15 protein-coding genes are annotated in these 18,006 nt (G+C 60.1%); 10 read left to right on the forward strand and 5 right to left on the reverse strand.

The features are described from left to right. Nucleotides 1-15 precede the first annotated feature (15 nt). Complete coding sequence (locus ACB035_RS01190) at nt 16-2,478, reverse strand: diguanylate cyclase domain-containing protein (RefSeq protein ID WP_371166475.1); 2,463 nt, start codon at nt 2,476-2,478, stop codon at nt 16-18. A 430-nt stretch (nt 2,479-2,908) separates the two neighbouring features. On the opposite strand from ACB035_RS01190, the gene ACB035_RS01195 reads away from it, so the two are divergent. Continuing rightward, complete coding sequence (locus ACB035_RS01195) at nt 2,909-3,925, forward strand: lipoate--protein ligase A (protein WP_371166476.1); 1,017 nt, start codon at nt 2,909-2,911, stop codon at nt 3,923-3,925. 224 nt (nt 3,926-4,149) lie between these two features. After that, nucleotides 4,150-5,844 (forward strand): aspartate aminotransferase family protein, encoded by a 1,695-nt coding sequence (locus ACB035_RS01200; RefSeq protein WP_371166477.1) that lies wholly within the window; start codon nt 4,150-4,152, stop codon nt 5,842-5,844. 126 nt (nt 5,845-5,970) lie between these two features. On the opposite strand, the gene ACB035_RS01205 is transcribed toward ACB035_RS01200, so the two are convergent. From ACB035_RS01205 to ACB035_RS01220, 4 genes are all read right to left on the reverse strand, one after another. Then, nucleotides 5,971-6,600 carry an NAD(P)H-binding protein gene (locus ACB035_RS01205; RefSeq protein ID WP_201974184.1) on the reverse strand — a complete coding sequence of 210 codons (630 nt, stop codon included), beginning with the start codon at nt 6,598-6,600 and terminating at the stop codon, nt 5,971-5,973. Between the two features lie 182 nt (nt 6,601-6,782). After that, nucleotides 6,783-7,121 carry an outer membrane protein assembly factor BamE gene (gene bamE, locus ACB035_RS01210; RefSeq protein WP_005337980.1) on the reverse strand — a complete coding sequence of 113 codons (339 nt, stop codon included), beginning with the start codon at nt 7,119-7,121 and terminating at the stop codon, nt 6,783-6,785. A 125-nt stretch (nt 7,122-7,246) separates the two neighbouring features. After that, on the reverse strand, nt 7,247-7,951 hold the full coding sequence (locus ACB035_RS01215; RefSeq protein ID WP_371166478.1) for a hypothetical protein: 705 nt from the start codon (nt 7,949-7,951) through the stop codon (nt 7,247-7,249). A gap of 1 nt (nt 7,952) precedes the next feature. Beyond that, complete coding sequence (locus ACB035_RS01220) at nt 7,953-10,958, reverse strand: DUF1566 domain-containing protein (RefSeq protein WP_371166479.1); 3,006 nt, start codon at nt 10,956-10,958, stop codon at nt 7,953-7,955. A gap of 221 nt (nt 10,959-11,179) precedes the next feature. Here ACB035_RS01220 and ACB035_RS01225 point away from each other — a divergent pair, with 221 nt between their 5' ends. Genes ACB035_RS01225 through ACB035_RS01260 form a run of 8 tightly spaced genes read left to right on the forward strand, consistent with a single transcriptional unit; the run spans nt 11,180 to nt 18,004 of the window. Continuing rightward, a complete protein-coding gene (locus tag ACB035_RS01225; protein WP_005350403.1) occupies nt 11,180-11,383 on the forward strand; it encodes a Flp family type IVb pilin in 204 nt (67 codons plus the stop codon). Further along, entirely contained in the window at nt 11,383-11,796 is a 414-nt protein-coding gene (locus tag ACB035_RS01230) for a prepilin peptidase (RefSeq protein ID WP_371166480.1), read from the forward strand. Before ACB035_RS01225 ends, ACB035_RS01230 begins: the two co-directional genes overlap by 1 nt. Before the next feature lie 9 nt (nt 11,797-11,805). Continuing rightward, nucleotides 11,806-12,696 (forward strand): Flp pilus assembly protein CpaB, encoded by an 891-nt coding sequence (gene cpaB, locus ACB035_RS01235; RefSeq protein ID WP_371166481.1) that lies wholly within the window; start codon nt 11,806-11,808, stop codon nt 12,694-12,696. Nucleotides 12,697-12,715: 19 nt separating this feature from the next. Then, nucleotides 12,716-14,113 carry a type II and III secretion system protein family protein gene (locus ACB035_RS01240; protein ID WP_201942292.1) on the forward strand — a complete coding sequence of 466 codons (1,398 nt, stop codon included), beginning with the start codon at nt 12,716-12,718 and terminating at the stop codon, nt 14,111-14,113. 11 nt (nt 14,114-14,124) lie between these two features. After that, nucleotides 14,125-14,673, forward strand: a complete 549-nt coding sequence (locus tag ACB035_RS01245) for a pilus assembly protein FlpD (RefSeq protein WP_139740696.1) — start codon at nt 14,125-14,127, stop codon at nt 14,671-14,673. 3 nt (nt 14,674-14,676) lie between these two features. After that, a complete protein-coding gene (locus ACB035_RS01250; protein WP_255911870.1) occupies nt 14,677-15,810 on the forward strand; it encodes a P-loop NTPase in 1,134 nt (377 codons plus the stop codon). Next, the gene (locus ACB035_RS01255) at nt 15,810-17,123 is read left to right on the forward strand and encodes a CpaF family protein (RefSeq protein ID WP_013723952.1); all 1,314 of its coding nucleotides are present in this window, start codon (nt 15,810-15,812) and stop codon (nt 17,121-17,123) included. Before ACB035_RS01250 ends, ACB035_RS01255 begins: the two co-directional genes overlap by 1 nt. Further along, nucleotides 17,120-18,004 (forward strand): type II secretion system F family protein, encoded by an 885-nt coding sequence (locus ACB035_RS01260; RefSeq protein WP_371166482.1) that lies wholly within the window; start codon nt 17,120-17,122, stop codon nt 18,002-18,004. The genes ACB035_RS01255 and ACB035_RS01260 overlap by 4 nt, the downstream gene beginning before the upstream one ends. Nucleotides 18,005-18,006: the final 2 nt, after the last annotated feature.

An 18,006-nucleotide genomic window follows, 5' to 3' on the forward strand; every position in this document is an offset into this window, starting at 1 on the left:
TCTGAACAAGGGGGACTAGGTGACCCCCTCTGCAACCGGCACGCTGCGCTCAGATCTGAACAGGGGGAAGTAGCGGCGATCCGCCTGACTCATGTGGCCGACCACCAGCTCCTGAATGATGAAGTTGAGCAACTCGTCGTTGCCCAGCGTCCCCGCTTTGGCGGCGTGCAGTAGCTGACCTGCCTTGTTGAGCAGGCGCTGGTGATCCTGACGGTGGCTGACTAGCTCCCGATAGTCTATCTCCGCCAGCATCTGCTCTTCAAAGGCGAAGTGATGGCGGGCCATGTCGAACAGGCTCTTCAGACTCTCCAGAAACGGGGCAGGAGCCTCGTGCTGATCTTTCATCCGCTCCAGCAACCGGTTGGTCAATACGAAGAGCTGACGATGCTCGGCATCGATGCGCGGGTGACCACACTCGTGGCCGGGTTGCCACAGCAGGGCGCCCTGCTCGGGATCAAGGCCTTCGGTAAAGAGGCAGACCCGGCCGCGGCCGCGATTCTTCGCCTGATACATGGCCTGATCGGCGTGGTGCATCAGGGTTTTGGCATCCTCCCCGTGCTCGGGATAGAGCGCCAGCCCGATACTGCTGGAGATGAGCAGCTCCTGCCCCTCCAGCTGGAACGGATGGCGCAGCTGCTGGTGCAGCTTGTCGGCCACCGCCAGCACTTCGTCGCCACTATCCGGCAGCAAGATAACGAACTCGTCGCCCCCCAGCCGCGCCACCAGATCCTGTTTGCGCACGCAGTGGCTCATCCGCTCGGCCACCATATTGAGCAGAATATCCCCGGTCTCATGGCCGAAGGTGTCGTTGATCGGCTTGAAGTGATCGAGATCGATAAACATCAGCGCCAGCGGACGGGGCGTCTCCTGTTCCATCAGCTCCTTGAGCCGTTGCTGCAGCAAGCGGCGATTGGGCAGCCCGGTGAGGGGGTCGTAGAAGGCGAGGCGGCGCATCATCTCCTCCCGCGCTGCCCGCTCGGTGATATCCCGGGTGACCCCGAGGATCGCCTCCGGCTGGGCATTGTGGTTGCCATGGAGGGTGGTGATGGTCTCGGTCGCCACCAGATGGCCATCCTTGTGGCGCAGCTGGGTGCGAATGACCCGGCGGGTCTGGTCATGTTCCCCCCGCTGCCAGGCCTCCAGGGTGGCGGAGATCTCCTCGCGCAGCAGTTGCCTTGAGGCATCCGGTAGCAGCTGTTTGAGGGGCAGGGCAAACAACTCGGGGGCTTCGTAGCCGCTCAGAGGGGCGATGGCCGGGCTGACATAGCGAAAGCGCAAGCTGGCGGCATCCATGGTCCAGATCACATCGGCGCTGTTCTCCGCCACGAATCGATAGTGCTGCTCGCTCTGGGCCAGTTCACGGGTCAGCCGCTGGCGATCCCGCGCCTCCTCACGCAGGCGCAGATAGAGGTGCAAGAAGATGCCGAGCAGGGTCATCAGGGTAAAGGTGATGAGCATGGCCACCGCCACGCTCTTGTCGAGCAGTTGCCGTTGCTGGCGCAGCCGCTCCTGCGCCGGGTCGTAGATAAAGCGGTCGAGGTTGGGCAATACCGTGAGCATGCCCGCCTCCAGATAGGTTTTGGCGATCTGCAGCCAGCGCTCCTGCTGCATGTAGCCAGGTTCGATCAGATCCGGCTGCATCAGCTCTCTGGTTTCGCGAGCTTCGAACTCCAGCTGTTCACGGCCAGCCCCGGTCGGGTACTGCTCCATGATCAGGTTGATCATCTCGTCGGGGTGGTCCATCGCATAGCGCCACCCCTTGAGGCTGGCCTGCTGGAAGGCGTAGACCCGATCCTGTCGGGTGATCAGCTCCCGTTCGGAGGTAAACAGGTTGTCGCCGTAGAAGTCGAAGTCGATGGTGCGCGGACTGAAGACCCGATAGGGGATCCCTTTTTGTTGCAGATAGAAGGGCTCGGTAGTGCTGTAGGCGCTGATGGCATCCACCTTGCCCGCCAGCAGTGCCTGAATCCCCTGTTTGTAGGGAAGGGTGACCCAGTCGCGGCTGCGGGTCTGGTGGGAAAGGTAGGTCAGCAGCTCGTTGGAGCCAGGCTCCAGCATCAGTCGCTTGTTGGCCAGATCGGCCGGGTTGCGAATATCTGGCCTATCCAGCGTGAGCAGAACCAGCGGCGAGTGCTGCAGCAGGGCGGCGAGCACCACTACCGGACGACCGGCAGCCCGATCCAGCAGCAGATCACTGCCGCTGATGCCAAACTGGGCCTTTCCCGAGATCACCTCGCTGACCACATCGGTGCGGGAGTCCGCTTCGCGCAGGGTGACATGCAGACCGGCCTCCCGATAAAACCCTTTGGCGATGGCCGCGTAGTAACCGGCAAACTGGAACTGGTGTTGCCACGGCAACTGGATGATGACCTGCTCGCCGGCTCGCACGGGGGAAGAGGTCAGGGTCGCGATGATCATACCGACCAGCATTGGCATAAACCAGCTGAGGGGCTGGCGGGGGGCTGCGTTCTCCGTCATACAACGTTTCTCTCGGGAGCGGTGTCTAGGCTAGATTCAAGCAATTTTGTGTCACCTGCAAGGGGAGAAAAGGCGTTTGCAATAGGGTATAGGGGGGTTGGGAAGTCATTTTTGTGTCGTTCATCACACGGGATGGATACATGCCGTTTTTTTGCAAGTTATGTGACCAATAAGAGAGTCATATGGCCTATCGAAGTGGTCGCATTCTAGCCACTTTTTCCCGTTTTTATCGTTGTCATTGTGGCTTGACTGCATTTTTTCCGTGGTTGCACGTCAAGCTGTGTCGTTATATCAATAGATACTTTTATGGGGCGGTCAGGTGTGACGCAAATGTATCGCGGCTGCTGCGCACCGGTTAATGTGCAACGGCTCAGTGATGGTACCCCGTCAGTGTTATCATGCTGCCCCCAGTTCCGGATAAGGTCTTTTTATGTCCCGCTTGCGTCTGCTTGTCTCCGACTCTCACGATCCCCTGTTCAATCTGGCCGTTGAGGAGTGCATCTTCCGCCAGATGGACCCCGGCCAGCGGGTGCTGTTCCTCTGGCGCAATGCCAATACCGTGGTGATTGGCCGTGCCCAGAATCCGTGGAAGGAGTGCAATACCCGCCGGATGGAAGAGGACGGGGTGACCTTGGCGCGTCGCAGCAGTGGGGGCGGTGCCGTGTTCCACGACCTTGGCAACAGCTGCTTCACCTTCATGGCGGGCAAGCCGGAGTATGACAAGAGCGTCTCCACCGCCATCGTGCTGGACGGGCTCAAGCGATTGGGGATCGAGGCGTTTGCCTCCGGTCGCAACGATCTGCTGGTGGCGACCCTGGACGGGGAGCGCAAGGTATCGGGGTCGGCCTATCGGGAGACTCTGGATCGCGGGTTTCACCACGGCACCCTGCTGCTGGACGCCGATCTCGGCCGCCTTGCCAACTACCTCAACCCCGACCCCAAGAAGCTGGCGGCCAAGGGGATCACTTCGGTGCGCAGCCGGGTGGCCAATCTGTGCGAGCTGCTGCCGGGGATCGACCATCAACAGGTGAGCGAGGCGCTGCAGGAGGCCTTCTTCCACCATTACGGCGCGCGAGTTGAGCCCGAGCATATCTCCCCGGAGCAGATGCCGGATCTGCCGGGCTTTGCCGAGACCTTCGCCCGTCAGCGCAGTTGGGAGTGGAACTATGGTCATGCCCCGGCGTTCAGCCATCTGCTGGAGGAGCGGTTCAGCTGGGGTGGGGTTGAGTTGCACTTTGATGTGGAGAAGGGGGTCATCACCCGGGCACAGCTCTTTAGCGATACTCTGGAGCCGGCCCCGTTTGATCTGCTGGCGGCCGAACTGGCGGGTTGCGGCTATCGACCGGACGCTGTTGCCGCGCGCCTGCAGCCCTGGCTGGCGGCCTTCCCTCAGCAGCAGAGCGAGCTGGCGGAGTTTGCCGAGTGGCTGTTGACCTCTCTGCGTTAAGGGGGGGCACTGCACTGATGGCGGTCCGTTAGTGAGGGCGCTGTCAGCCAGGATGGGAGCAAGATCACGAAATATAAAGAGGCGCCTCAAAGGCGCCTTTTTGCCAGCCCTTGTGTTGGCTGATACATGACAAAAAGTAGGGTAGGCCATTAGATATTGTCGCTGTCGGCCCCTTTGGCACAGGGGTATAACGGCCGCACATTTGCTGTACTAATGGTATAAAAATGAGTGACTTAGTTTATCTGCAAGACGAAAGCGTCAATGCCGTCCATCCCGATTTTTCCGCCCGTTTCGCCACAATCAAAGCCAACTTTTTCTCGCGCAATCCCGCTCTCTGGCCGGTTTTTCGCGAACCCGGATTTGCCACCCTCAATGAATTTCGGGCCCGTGGCCTGGCCCCCGATGCCCGTTTGAACGCCTGGCCTGATGGCCGTGCCCGCCTGGCCGATCTCTGCGAGACCATGCCGGTGCCCGCCACCATGCGCACCCCGGGCGAGCCGATGGCCGAGCTGCTGTTTGCCGCCGCCCTGTCGAAGGATTGGGAGAACCCCTCCAGCGTCGAGAACGTCATCACCATGTCGGCGGATCCCGCCATCTACGGCGCCCAGCTGGGCATTCTGGCCAACCCCAATCTGGTCTACTCCGAATATGCCGGTGTGGCCGAGGAGCTGGAGAAGAAGGTGGTGCGCCAGATTGCCCTGCTGGCGGGTTATGACCCCGAGCGTGCCACCGGCATCTTCACCCAGGGGGGGACCTTCTGTAACCTCTATGGCTACTTGCTCGGCATTCGCAAAACCTTGCCGGAGGCCAAGCACAAGGGGCTCGGCCACTATCAGGATTACCGCATCATCAACTCCCAGGGCGGTCACTACTCCAACATCACCAACCTCTCCCTGCTCGGGGTCGATATCGAGAACAAGACTATCCGCATTCAGGTCGGCGAGAACAACGACATCGATCTCGACCACCTTGAGCGCACCCTGACCGCCTGTTTTGCCCTGAAACACGTGGTGCCCACCATCATGCTCACCATGGGCACTACTGACACTTTCGGGGTGGATCAGGTGAAACCCGTGTTCGAGCTGCGCAATCGCCTCTGCGAGCAGTTCGAGGTGGCGGTCAAGCCCCATATCCACGTCGATGCCGCCATCGGCTGGTCGATGATCTTCTTCCTGGGTTACGACTTTGCCGCCAACCCGCTCGCCATCAACAGCGCCACCTTGGCGGGGATCGAGCGCAACGTGGCGCGCTTTGCCGAGCTCAAATATGCCGACTCCTTCACCGTCGACTTCCAGAAGTGGGGCTATGTGCCCTACACCTCCAGTCTGGTGATGATCAAGGAGCAGGATGACCTCAAGGCGATGGAGAATGACCCGGAGAACTTCTCCTACTTCGAGCGGGACATTCAGGGCCAGACCCACCTGCAATCCACCATCGAGTGCTCCCGCGGCGCGAGTGGCCTGTTCGGTGCCTATGCGGCGCTCAACTACATGGGGGTCGAGGGGTATCGCACCGTGCTGGCCCACTGCCTGCAAAATGCCAACTACTTCCGCTTCCGGTTAAGCCAGCTCGGCAACGTCAAGTTGGTGGCGCAGGAGAATCAGGGGCCGAGCGTGGGCTTCAAGATCTACAACCCCGAGTGGGTGAGCGATCCGGAGGCCGAATTTGCCTTCGAGCTGGCCCGCTCCAGTGACCCTGCCTACAAGGCGCGACTGCAGCGCAATACCGATTACCACCGCAGCCTGTTCAAGGGGCGCGGCAAGGTGGGGCTCTACACCAACTGGGTGGAGGCGGTGGCCCACTCCGACTATGACGCCCGCGGCAAATACTCCTATATCGCCGGGGAGAAGGCAGTCTTTATGAATCCGGCCTGCACTCGCGAGCAGATCGACGCCTTTATCGACCATATTCGCGGTTGATGCTGGGCACCCTGGCTGCTGGGCGTGGCTAGGGGCGGCAGATCAAGAGTACGAACAAAGGGCAAGCCGGTTGGCTTGCCCTACTGTTTTAACGACGGTATGCGACAGCGATGGAAAAGGCCGGGTTCAGAGTGCCAGCAGTTGCTCGTTTTCGACAATCTCGCACCCGGCGGGCAGTTTCGAGAGGGCGATCATGGCGCGAGCCACCTGACTGGCCTCGATGGCACGCCAGCGGGCGAGCCTGCCCACCAGCAGCGGCCGAAACAGCGGGTAGATGGTCTGAAAGATCTGCTCGGAGAGGCGCGGTGGCTGGCGATCTCCGAGCAGCATGGCGGGCCGCACGATGGCGAGCCGTGGCCAGGATTGGGCCAGCAGGGCCTGCTCCATCTCCCCCTTGGTACGCGGATAGAGCGCCGGGGACGATGCACTGGCCCCCATGCTCGAGACCACGATGAGGCGTTGACAGCCGTGGCGGCGGGCCAGTTCGGCAAAGGCGACCACATAGTCGAGATCGACCCGGCGAAACGCCTCGGCAGAGCCCGCCTCCTTGCGGGTGGTACCGAGGGCACAGAAAGCGATATCGACCGGGCGAGAGAGGGTGACGCTGGCCAGATCATCAAAATTGACCGGCAGCCAGTGGTGCGCCTCCTTGCCCGGCTTGCGACAGAGCAGGGTCAGTTCATGTTCGGCAGGCAGTTGCTGCACCAGTTCGCGACCGATCAGGCCGCTGGCTCCGGCAATCAGGATCCGGCTCATGGGGATTCTCCCTGTGTCATTCGATGGTGTTGATGCCATGGTGGCTGCTCATCAGCATCAGGCAATTTGCGAGCAGCTGCAATGGGGGAGATGACACTGTATCCCCTGACAGGATCAAGGGCAGGATGAATTACGCGGGGCTGGATAAAACAAAACCGGCGCGAGGCCGGTTTTGCGGGATATCAGAGCGGGGTATTGAAAGCTGCTGGCAGCGGGAAGTCACCCGTCACTGTGGTCAGCCTGTCATTGGCGAAGGTGACAGTGAGCTCTTTGCGCTCCTTGTCGCCGTGGCCCGGCTGGAATTCATAGAGGTAGTACCAGGTGTTGGGGTCAAAGCCGTCACGCAGCATGGGGGTCCCCAGCACATAGCTGACCTGCTCGCGGGTCATCCCCTGGCGCAGTTTGTCGACCTGTTTTTGTTCCACATAGTTGCCCTGGGGAATATCGATACGATAGACCAGGCTGCAACCGGAGAGGGTGAGGGCGGTCAAAGCCGCGGCAATCAGGTGTTTCATCCGCATATCGAGTTCAGATCATCCATTCAAGTCTTTTTACGCTGGCCGAATCATACCTACTCCCTTGGCGGAAGTAAAAAGCCAAGGCAAAAATTGCCAAAGGGAGTTACCTCCCTTTGGCCAGCACGGCGTCATTCACTGTGGTTCGGGATTGGCCTGACGAGCCTAAGCATAGGTGCACTGTAACCGCCTTCATGAAACACTTCATGTGATGGTTCGAACTGAAGGTAGTTGTATTTCTCTCCTAAGGCGCTGTCTGAAATAAACTGGAGCATGGTTAAGGCATAGCTTTGCCGGGTTAGCTTGTTGCAAGCCTGTGTCTGCTCTTCGGTCGGCTTAATATACATATGGGTCACCGGATCAGATCTGGCTTCACACGCACGCTGTTTGAGGGTTTCAGTATCTGCGGCCAGCTGAGGGTCTGGAAAGCCCACTGCGCTGTAGGTACCAGGTTGGCACTGAGGGTTGTAGAGGGTAAACAGCTCCTTGATGTCTGGGGCCCGCCAAGGGTGTGCAGGGGTGTTCAGTCGGTCGTTGGCCTGCATGATGATGGTCATCAAGGGGTTGTCACTCGGGTTTGCTCTGCTGTTGATCACCTCGGGCATGCCCTCGCAGCCAGAGCCATTATTACTGACTTTTTGGCCGTATGGGCAGTAGAGCCACTGCAGACCGGTGGCTTTGTCGTTGACCACCTGCAGCTTGCCTTCGTCCGTGTCGATCAGTTCGCTAACGAAACGGGTATCATCGTCCTGATAGCCAGGCAGGCATTCACGGGCCAGGCTTGCTGCCGGCAACAGGGCGGCAGTTAGTAATAAGGGGAAGAGAGAGTGGTGCATTTTATTCTCCTGTGACCTTGAAGCCATCGCTTACCAGCATGACGTAGTGGGGTTGATACTGACGGGCAACGCTGCCACGCAGCTGGGTATTTGGGCGAACCTGGTAAGCATCTGGTCCGCCGTCATCTTTCTTCCAGGTGCCGATGGGACGACTGACCGGCATCACATCCGAGGTCCAGAAGCCGTGGAAAATCCCCTCCAGCTCCTGCGATTTTCCACTGGTGAATTGCAGACCCGAATTGAGCGGGAAGTAGCGGGTATCGAGGGCAATGGGGTTATCCCGGGTCAGGGTCATGATGCCGTAGAACTCCTGCTGGCTGGGGGCGCGCCAGTTGGAGAGGCCGCATAGCTTGCTCTGGTTGACCTGGCTTATTTGGCGTTTCAGGTTGCAGCGGCTGCGGTCACTGGCCAGAGCACCACTTTGCGGGTCATAGCAGCTGCCGTTGAAGGCGTTGTTGCTCTGGATATCGTCATAGGCAAACAGGCTTTTGTCATCGTGCAGGGAAGATTCGCCATCTTTGTGTTGTACCTTGGTCTCCCACACCAGCCCACTCAGGGCATCGACCACGCAGGCAAACGGCATCTGTTTGTAGGAGAGATCCTGGCGTGGCAGGGGTTCTCCCCGGTTGTCCAGCTTGATGTAGCGAGCGCCGAGCACTCCATCCAGATTGCTGTTGACCGCTTGTCCACTCAAGGGATCGCAGCGGCTATCCAGGTCCCGGCCACGCTTGCCATCATCTAGCCCCATGCTGTGGGTGATACGGGTATCGGCCACATGCAACTGCCCGGCTCGGTAGGTCAGTGGGGCACTGATGGTGCCACCCTCGCTCATCACTCTTATCTGGTAGTCCTGATAGTGAGGGAGACCCTTGAGGGTGATGCGAGTCAGCTGGCTGATGTCTTGCTGTTCGGCGTTTTCAATATGTTCAAACGGGGTTTTCCCCCAGCCAATTCGATACTGACTCACTCCCTCCTGGGGTTGCCAGCCGATGGTGACCCAGTGGCTGCCATCCTGATCACGGCCCTGGCCCAGAATAGCCAGGCCGATCACTTGATCTGACAACACCTCGCGCTGACAGACTGGGGATATGGGGCTGTTGGGGTAGGGGGTGAGCCAGCTACCCGCTGTGCTGGTTCCGGGATAGAGAAGAGCATCGCTTTCCGAGTTGCGGATCAGACCGGCCGCCGCCTTGATGATGTGGGAGATGTTCTTGTCTGGATTGGCATTCAACAGGGGGCCCAGCCCGCTATTTTCGGCGATGGTGGTTTCCAGTTTGAACAGGTCCGGTATGTGATTGTTGCGGGACACGGTTGAATATTCATTGGCCATGTTGATCTCCAGCCAGCTCAGTAGTTGCTGGCGAAAATCAGTGCCCTCGATCAGGTTGACAGGTTGCTGCCAGAGCTCCCCTTCGGCCTGCAGGGCAACCATGGCTGCCAGTAGCTCAACCTGATGCCTCGGTAGTGCTTTGAGTTTTTGATCCAGCTCCGCCAGGGTCCAGGCTTGCCAGTCCAGGAAAGAGCCCATGCCGGCACTGAGTGTGGTTTTGAGCAGCAAAGCCCACTGCGCCGTGGTGGTATAGCCCACATTGAGGCGCGGATATTCGCTGGCGCCGAGCATGCCATCGCGATTTTCATCGCGCTTGACCAGCTCGCAGAAAGAGCCGAGCACCGAGCGCAGTTCCACCTCACTCTTGGCATCCTGTACCACCAGGGTCAGGGCGTCTTCCATCAGGTCATCACTGGTCTCGCTGCTGCCCGGTTTGCAACTGGCGAAGCTGTTGTTGAGGTCAGCGAGCGTGAGAGTGATGCTGTACTGGTTGCCCTGCTTGATGGGAAGAGACTCTTGCATCCGACCACTCTGGGCCATTACCGCAAGCCGTTGTGGCCGAATGGGGCGTTCGGGTTTGAAATAGTGGGTATTGAGCCCATCGTGGTTGGGTTTGGCACCGATCTCTACCGATACCGATGCTTCGCTCAGACGAGAGGGGAATTGTCCTAGCAAGGTCAGTTTGCGCTGTGGGTAGAAGGTGGTGAGCAGCTGGTAGGTCGCTGTGCGGGTATCCAGTTTCTCCATGGCAGCGAGGGCATCGTTCAGCCGGGCTTCGGCGTCGTCAGGTAATGTTGTGCCTTGGCTGGTGGCCAGTGTCGTTAGGTGTTCAAGCAGGGTGGATGTCGGGTTGGACTGTTGCTGGCTGACCAGTGCAGTTGCCAACTCACCGAGCTGCTGAGCCGGGTTCGGCATATCGCCGTTCAGGGTCAACTGCAGCAAGGCGGTGAGATCTCGGGCAAAACGGTGATTGAGATGAGGGTCACTGAAGAGCTGGCCAGAGACATCCTGTTTTCCCTCCTGCTTTTGCAGCGCCGCCATGATGCTCTGATATGCCAGCGGCATGGGGGAAAGGTGCAGACGAGGACTCTCTTGCTCGGTGATGATGCCATCTCCGTTTTGATCCTGTTTGAGCAGTTGTGTCAGCGTAGGCAATTCACTGCTGAAGGATAGCGCGCTGTTCTGACGGTGGCTGGCGACAAGGCGCAGCGCCTTGTCTTGTGGCCATTGGCTCAATTTCAGTTTGAAGCCGAAACTGCCATCAGCCTGAGCGCTCTGGGTGACGCAGACCTTGTCGGCACAGAGCTGAATATCAAATTGTCCACCCTGTTCGTGAGTCAGCGGCAGTGCGCCGGCCAGATCCAGCGAAGTGGGTGGGGCGGGCTGTGTCGTCTCCGTTGTTGGTTGGCCCGATTGGTCTGGTGCAGTTGTTCCCGAGCCGCTACCTGAGCTCCCTCCGCTGTTACTGCTGGCGCTTCCTCCGCTGGCAGTACCTCCAGCTGTGCCCGGGTTGTTGCCACTTCCGCTATCCGGTGTGGTGGGTTGCTGGTTGCTACCGCTTCCTCCGCTGTTGCTTGCGTTATTTCCCGCCTGATCGGGGCTGCCCAGCTCTGCCTTGCATGCCAGCAATGTGGCACAGCAAAGGAGCAACAGCAGTGGTTTCGTTGTCCTGAACACGTTCGACTCCGTTATTGTTGTTTAGATTATTAATCTGCCAAGTCCGGTTTTTAGCGCGTAAATGAAACCCATAGCAGATGCTTTTGCTGTTAACTTCGTTAAATTGGCAAATTCACTCTGCGAATTATTTCATTTTATGATAATGATATTGATTCTCGTTTGCGATCTCAATATCATCTTGTCGTTGTTTAATTTCAGGCATAAAAAAACAGGGACAAAAAATGACGATGCGAGTTTGGGATTACCTTCGTGACTACCTGAAGGATGAAAGCGGTGCCACGGCCATTGAGTACGGCATCCTGGCTGCCGGGTTGGCGGCCGGGATCCTGGCCATATTTGGCTCGGACGGGATCTTCATCACGGCGTTGAAGGAGAAGTTCACCGCCATTGTTGCCGGGTTGAATATGGACGCGGCTGGCAAGTGATGGCGTGGGGGCAATGGCTCGCCACATTGATGGCCTGCTGGTGTCTGGTCAGTGATTTGTTCGAACGGCGGATCCCCAATCTGGCGGTGCTGGTACTGGCCCTCTGGGTTGGCTGGTTGTTGCCGTTCAATCCGCTGTCACTGGTGTTGGCCATACTGACCTTGCTGCTGGGGCTGGTTGCCTATCACCGAGGCTGGTGTGGCGCCGGGGACAGCAAATTGCTGGCGGTCTGCCTTTATGGGGCAGGCGAGCAATGGCCCGAATTATTGCTGTTGATGGCGTCCTCCGGTGGCCTGCTCAGCCTGGTGTGTTTGATCCATAGCCGCCTGCGCCCTTCACCCAATCCAACTACTGTGCCTTATGGGTTTGCCATCCTCTGGGCGGCAGCTCTGACCACACCTCTATTTATGTAGTCACACCTTATGAAGAAACTCTTTTTGCTTATCGCTGCACTGCTGGTGCTGGCGGCGATGCTGGCTACCTTGTGGCCAGCTGAACCTGCGCCGCAGAGCGCTTCATCCCCACGGGATCCGCCAGCAGAATCGTTGGCGCCGGATCGGGTGGCCCAAGTGCTGGTTGCCGCCCATCGGGTACAGGCCGGCTCTTTCATCCATCCCGAAGATCTGCGCTGGCAAGCCCTTCCCGAAGCCGAAGAGAGGAACCTGCCGGGTCTCTTTCTGTTTGGTTTTACCGATACCAAGGCCCTCAAGGGGAGTCTGGTGACCCGCACGCTGGAGGCCGGCCAGATCGTCTCTGCCGATGATCTGGTTCGTCCCGAGCAGAGTCACTATCTCTCCGCCATGATGGCGCCGGGCATGCGAGCGGTAACGCTGGCGTTGGGGAGGGAGGCGGCCAGCCACGGCCTGATCCGGCCCGGTAACCGGGTGGATGTGATCCTCACCAGCAAGCATGCGCGTCAGCACAATGCCCAAGGGGCAGAGGTAACCAGCAATCAGTCGGCCGAGATCATTCTGACCGATATCAAACTGCTGGCCATCGACGCCCAGGTGACCGATATCGCCGCGCTCAACGGCAATCCTGCGGCACAGGATAACTTCGACCAGGTCGCCGTGACCTTCGAGTTGCCCCCTCGGGCGGCAGCACGCTTGTTGCTGGCACATCGCTTGGGAGAGCTGGCTCTGGTACTGCGTTCGGCACAGAGCGCACCGGCGGGCAGCCCTGCGATGGCGCTGCCGGAGGGGAGTCTGATATGGGCTGAACAGGTCGCTCGCGGCCAGAACCCGAGAGCCATTCCAGGTCATGGGGTCAAGATCAGTTATGGCGACGGTAACGACCGAACCCGTCAACCCTAATCAACACAGAAAGGAAATGATGTTGCGAACATTTGTCATATTGCTCGCCATGCTGCCGCTCTGGGCAGCCGCCGCCGAGAGCCTGACGCTCACTCCCGAGCAATCTACCCTGCTCAATTTTGATGAACCTGTGCTGGACGCCTTTGTCGCCAATTCGGAGTTGGTCAGAGTGCACAGCCCTTCCGATCAGCAATTGCTGATCTATGGCCGCAAGGTGGGCAACACCGATCTGGTGGTGACCGCCCTCGATGGCCGAACCCTGGGTCACTATCGGGTAACCGTTGTCGCTGATCTCGCACCGCTTGAACAGCTGGCCCGTCAGCATTTCCCCCAGAGCCGGCTCACCTTTAGCGAGTCGGGCGGTGCCATCGTAGTGGCAGGAGAGGTGACCAGCCCGCTGCAGGCGCACGAAATCCTCAGCATGGTGGAAGGCTTTGCCAAGGGACTGCAACCGCAATCCGTCGCCCAGAGTACGGTGATGGCCCCTTCGCCTCCGGCGGGTAACCAAGATGAAGGTGCCGCTGTCGCCGGTGGGGGCAGCGGTCAGTACGCCAATGTCATCAACCAGCTGCGACTGGCCGGATCGGATCAAATCAACATATCGGTGCGCATCGTCGAGATGCAGCGTACTACCAGTGAACAGCTGGGGCTGCGCTGGAGCGCGATGGGTGAGTATCTGCAGTTGGGTGTCTCGCCGGGTAACCGTTTCCCTAAGCCGCTGGAGCGAGGCAGCTGGACCGGCAAGAAAGATGTGGTCTACATCAATGCCATCATCGATGCGCTGGTGGAAAACAGCCTGGTCAATGTACTGGCCGAGCCCAACCTGACGGCCAAATCGGGAGAGGCTGCGACCTTTATGTCCGGCGGTGAGTTCCCCTTTCCGGTTGGCAACGGGGATAACGGGCCCGAGATTGAGTTCAAGAAGTTCGGTATCTCGCTGGAGCTGACGCCGACCCTGCTGGACAACAATCGCATCAGCCTGACGGTCTCCCCGGAAGTATCGACCCTGAGCCGGGAGAACAGCGTCACCATTGCCGGGGTCGTGGTACCGGGTATCGAGACGCGTCGTACCACCACCACCATCGAGTTGGCTGACGGCCAGAGCTTTGCACTGGCAGGTTTGGTGCGCAGCCATCGCAACCAGAATAACGAAGCGCTGCCCTTCCTGGGAGAGATCCCCGGGCTGGCCCCCTTCTTTGGCAGCAACAGCTTCAAAAATCAGGAGAGCGAGCTGGTGATCATCGCCACCGCCCGTCTGGTGCAGCCCACCAGCGATCCCCTCTCCCTGTCGACGCCGCTGGATCACTACCGGGCTCCGAGTCGCTTCGAGCGACTGTTCTTCACCGACATGGGGTCAACCCAATTGCCGGCGGCGCAGACAACCCGCCTGTTCGGCAACTATGGCTACAGCTACTGAGGAGGATGACCATGTTGAAAGAGACGCTGTTACTGGCCATGACGTTGCCGCTACTGGCTTGTACCACTCCACCTCCGGCTTCCCTTCTCAAGGATCAGTTGCAATTCCGGGTTGCCCCGTCGCAGTTGCAACAGCAGTTGCAATGGCAACTGGCCCCTTTGGCCAATCGGCTGGAGGCGGGCACCGTCACGCTGCAGATCAGCGGGCCGCAGCCAGCAAGCCATGCGCCAACGCCGGAGGCGCTGCGCCAGCAGCTGGCTCAGTGGCTGGCGCTTGATACCCGCCTCATCTTCACCCCGACCGGGCAAGGTGACTATCAGGTGCAACTCGATGCCACCTTGCAGCCGGATAGCTGCCGTTATACCAGAGGCGGGGCGTCAGCCCCTGTCAGCGCCTGTCTGGTGCTGCGCAATCAATATCGTGCCCAAAGCCATGGCGAGCACTGGGCTCGTGGTGCCCGTTATGACGGCAGTGGTAGCGCCCTCGATGCCGGCGCGGTACAGCGCCTCTATCAGGGCAAGGCCAAATCGGCCAAGAAACAGCAGACGACCGGGGAGTAAGTCATGAGTGAACAAGCCAAACGGCTGGTGGCCGTGACGCGCCAGCCTGCCTTGAGTGCCGGGGTAGAGCGGGTGATGGCCGGATTGAGCGATGTGGAGCACCTGCAACTGACGGGCTCTCTGGCGGAGGCCAGATCGCACTGTCTGGCTCACGGTGCGCCCGATATCCTGCTGGTGGAAGTGGAAAATCAGCAGACGCTGGCGGCTGATCTGGCGGCGCTTGCCGAATGTTGTCCACCCCAGATGCGGCTGGTGCTGCTGGGGGAGCGGGGAGATGTTGCCCTGTTTCGCTGGTTGATCTCGGTGGGGGTGGATGATTACTACCCGGCGCCGCTGGATCCTGATGCGCTTCGTGCAGGTCTGTTGCGTCTGCTGGGGGTGCCGCTGGTGACCTCCTTGCGCAAAGGGAGAGTGATCTGTGTCGTGGGGGCCGCGGGTGGCGTGGGCACCAGTACCGTTTGCGCCAATCTGGCACTGGAGCTGGCAGAGCAGCATCACCGTCAGGTGGCCCTGCTGGATCTCAATCTTTATCACAGCCGTCACCCTATTTTGCTGGGCAGCGACTATGCCCCGCCCGGCGAGCAGTGGTGGCAGGCGACTGATCGGTTAGATGGCACCCTGCTGGCCCACACCGCTCATCAACTCGGGCCACGGTTGTTCCTTTTCTATGACGAGGGTGCTGAGCTGGTGCTCGGCGCCGAGCAGCTGGTGGCCGCGGTCAATGTGATGGCGGAGCACTACAGCACCCTCATTATCGATGTGCCGGACCTGCGCAGCCATGGGTTACGCGCCTTGCTGCAAGAGGCAGATGTGGTGATCTGGTTGCACGATTTCAGTCTGGGGGCATTGCGACTGTTGGGGAACTTGCCCAAAGGGGGGCAGGCTCAACGTCACCTGCTGGTAGGCAACCATTGCCGCGGCAAGGAGGGGCGAGTGCCCGCCACGGAGCTGGAGCGAGTTTGTGGTCAACCTCATGCAGCCGTATTGCCTTATGACCACGGCGCCTTTGTGCGAGCCGAGCGGGCCGGCATGGCGCTTATCAAACAAAAAAGCAAACTGGCCCGAGCAATCAAGTGGTTGGCAGCCGAGCTGGTTGGCACTCAACCAGCGGGGCGCCGCCGGGGAGGATTGCGCTGATGTTCGGACAAGCCAGCAATCGGCAGCCGCCGGTACAAGGGGCGCTGCTGACCATGTCTGAGGCCGCGCGCGAGGCGTTTTACGAGCTGGTGGAGCCCTCGGTGGCCGCCACCTTGCCCCGTGATGCATTGCTGGAGCGGGTCGCCAATGCCCTCGAGCAGCTCTCGAGCCGCCGCATGCTCCCTTACAACCGTCAGGAGTTGCTCCTGCTGGGGCGGCAACTGGTGGACGAGATGGTGGGGGTCGGGCCGCTGCAACCCCTGCTCGACGATCCCGAGGTGTCGGACATTCTGGTCAATGGTCCGGACAAGGTCTATGTGGAGCGGCACGGCAAGCTGGTGTTATCAGGGGTGCGCTTTCGCGACCGTCAGCATGTGTTCAATGTGGCGCAGCGGATCGTCAATGCGGTGGGACGGCGGGTGGATGAGTCTACCCCCATGGTGGATGCCCGTCTGGCCGATGGCAGCCGGGTCAACGTCATTGCACCGCCGATCGCCCTGTGCGGTACTTCCATCTCCATTCGTAAATTCCCGAGTAGCCGCCTGACGTTGGCTCACCTGGTGGAGAAAGGGGCCTTGTCGGACGCCATGGCCCGCTTTCTCGGTCTGGCTGCTCGCAGTCGTTTCAACGTGTTGATCTCGGGGGGGACGGGGTCGGGCAAGACCACCCTGCTCAACGCCTTGAGCAAGCACATCAACGACGACGAGCGGATCATCACCATTGAGGATGCCGCCGAGCTCTCTCTTGAACAGCCGCACTGGGTACCGCTGGAGACGCGCAACGAGAGTGCCGAAGGCAAGGGGGAGGTGAGCGTGCGGGCGCTGGTGCGCAATGCGCTGCGGATGCGGCCGGACCGGATCATCTTGGGGGAAGTGCGCGGCGCCGAGGCGTTCGACATGCTGCAGGCGATGAACACAGGCCATGACGGTTCACTCTGCACCCTGCACGCCAACACACCGGAAGATGCGCTGCTGCGCCTGACCAACATGTTGCAGATGGGGGCGGAGCGCCTCTCCGAGCAGATCATTCAGGCCCAGATCGCCAGCGCGGTGGATCTGGTGGTGCAACTGGAGCGAATGCGCGATGGTCAGCGCCGCATCACTGCCATCAGTGAAATCACGGCGCTGGAGGGAGGCCAGATCAGGATGCAACCGGTGTTTCGTTTCGTGCTGGAGTCCGAGCTGCACGGCAAGTTGCAGGGGCGCTTCATGGCCCATCCGCTCTCGGCCGGGGTACAAGAAAAGGCCCGTCAGGCGGGCCTGCTAGCCGAGTTGCAGGCGTGCATGGATGAAGATGGGGAAGAGGACGCATGAGTGTGTTGTTATCCGTCTGCCTTGGCTGGGGGGCGGCCTGTCTGCTGCTCTGGCAGTGGCAGAGTCGGCGTGAAGCCTGGCTGCAACAGAGCCAGCGTTATGGCGGGCAACCGGAGTCCCGGGAGGCGGCGCGTCCCTTGCCCCAGTGGTATCAGCAGATGGTGACCATGGTGGGTCAGGAACAACTGACACGCTGGTGCTGGCAGGGGCCGGCAGGCGCCGCACTTGCCTGCATCTTGCTGGTCGCCAATGGCATGCCGCTTTGGCTGGCGTTGTTGCTGGCGGTTGGTGGCGCGCTGCTGCTTGGTCTGCTGCTCTATCAACAGCTGCAACAGCGTGCGCTGGAGCAGTTTCGCACCGGCCTGCCCGAGGTGATTGACGGGATGATCCGGGCGCTGCGGGTGGGGGCGCCGCTGGCCGATATTTTCCAGCAAGTGGCACGGCAGCAGCGCGGCTTGATGTCACGGCTGTTTGCCCAGATGCACGACGAGTTGCAGGTGGGGCAACCGGTAGCGCAGGTGATGCGACAGGCTGCAAACAGGGTCACTGTGGCCGAGTTCCAGTTTCTGACCATAGTGCTCAGCCTGCAGCAAGAGACCGGTGGTCGCCTCTCCGACGTGTTGGCACAACTGGTCGAAACCCTGCGTGCCCGTCAGACCCTGGCGGCCAGCATCCAGACCATCACCGCCGAGAGTCGCAACTCTGCCAAGGTATTGGCCGCTCTGCCTGTCATCATCCTGCTGGTGCTGTTCAGTACCGGGCGGGAGCACTTTACCTATCTGATGACCACGGCCAGCGGCCAGTGGGTGATGGGGTATGTCTCAATCAGCGTGGCGGTGGGGCTTTGGCTTATCCGCCGGCTCACGTGTCTGCAGGGGTAGGT

The organism is Aeromonas sp. S12(2024) (genome assembly GCF_041402305.1).
Classification (GTDB): Bacteria; Pseudomonadota; Gammaproteobacteria; order Enterobacterales; family Aeromonadaceae; genus Aeromonas; species Aeromonas veronii.

Coding starts and splice junctions, on each gene's coding strand:
- ACB035_RS01255 (WP_013723952.1), top strand. CDS start 15,810: ATGTTCGGACAAGCCAGCAATCGGCAGCCGCCGGTACAAGGGGCGCTG.
- bamE (WP_005337980.1), bottom strand. CDS start 7,121: ATGCGGATGAAACACCTGATTGCCGCGGCTTTGACCGCCCTCACCCTC.
- ACB035_RS01240 (WP_201942292.1), top strand. CDS start 12,716: ATGTTGCGAACATTTGTCATATTGCTCGCCATGCTGCCGCTCTGGGCA.
- ACB035_RS01205 (WP_201974184.1), bottom strand. CDS start 6,600: ATGAGCCGGATCCTGATTGCCGGAGCCAGCGGCCTGATCGGTCGCGAA.
- cpaB (WP_371166481.1), top strand. CDS start 11,806: ATGAAGAAACTCTTTTTGCTTATCGCTGCACTGCTGGTGCTGGCGGCG.
- ACB035_RS01215 (WP_371166478.1), bottom strand. CDS start 7,951: ATGCACCACTCTCTCTTCCCCTTATTACTAACTGCCGCCCTGTTGCCG.
- ACB035_RS01260 (WP_371166482.1), top strand. CDS start 17,120: ATGAGTGTGTTGTTATCCGTCTGCCTTGGCTGGGGGGCGGCCTGTCTG.
- ACB035_RS01245 (WP_139740696.1), top strand. CDS start 14,125: ATGTTGAAAGAGACGCTGTTACTGGCCATGACGTTGCCGCTACTGGCT.
- ACB035_RS01200 (WP_371166477.1), top strand. CDS start 4,150: ATGAGTGACTTAGTTTATCTGCAAGACGAAAGCGTCAATGCCGTCCAT.
- ACB035_RS01195 (WP_371166476.1), top strand. CDS start 2,909: ATGTCCCGCTTGCGTCTGCTTGTCTCCGACTCTCACGATCCCCTGTTC.
- ACB035_RS01250 (WP_255911870.1), top strand. CDS start 14,677: ATGAGTGAACAAGCCAAACGGCTGGTGGCCGTGACGCGCCAGCCTGCC.
- ACB035_RS01190 (WP_371166475.1), bottom strand. CDS start 2,478: ATGACGGAGAACGCAGCCCCCCGCCAGCCCCTCAGCTGGTTTATGCCA.
- ACB035_RS01230 (WP_371166480.1), top strand. CDS start 11,383: ATGGCGTGGGGGCAATGGCTCGCCACATTGATGGCCTGCTGGTGTCTG.
- ACB035_RS01225 (WP_005350403.1), top strand. CDS start 11,180: ATGACGATGCGAGTTTGGGATTACCTTCGTGACTACCTGAAGGATGAA.